The organism is Polaromonas sp. P1_G2 (genome assembly GCF_056405515.1).
The window spans coordinates 1-548 of record NZ_JBFUBY010000813.1; the positions used below are offsets into that span (position 1 = coordinate 1).

The 548-nt window shown below is 56.6% G+C and carries 1 protein-coding gene; it reads left to right on the forward strand.

Going from position 1 to position 548, the window contains the following annotated elements:
- On the forward strand, window positions 1–548 hold a 548-nt coding region (locus AC1D0P_RS27745), incomplete at both ends, for a hypothetical protein (RefSeq protein WP_477679670.1).

Genomic DNA, 548 nt, shown 5'->3' on the forward strand with positions numbered 1-548 from the left:
CCTTCAAAGTAACGCCGCAAACCTGCGCGACGGATATCCCAGCAAGCGATGCCCTGCATACGCAATGCGGCGAAGACTATCTGATGACGCAGGTTGCCGACTTCGATGGCAATGGTCGCGACAATCTGGCAACGACCAATGACAGTGGTCAGGCGGGCAGCCTCGGTACGGCGAACTTCTATGACGATGGCCGGGATGAACAGGTGTTCGCGCGCCAGAGTGGCATCGAAGTCAAGCGACGTCTGCCCGGTGCGACTGCAAATGAGATCGCAATGCTCGCTGTCGGCGTCAGCTGCCCAGGAGGCCCTTTGGGTGAATCGGAGACGAACTATTCGTATTGCGAGTTCGGTGACCTGAATGGAGATGGTCTCGACGATCTGGTCATGCTGATCGTGTCGCACGACATCTATAACGACCACAATAGTACCTGCCCCGATCTACAGCCGGCACCCTGTGCCTATACGGTGGCAATGAACATCTATTTGAGCCAGGGCCGCTACGACAATGGCAATCTGACCAAGGCTTTGTCGACGACGCTATATTCCGGC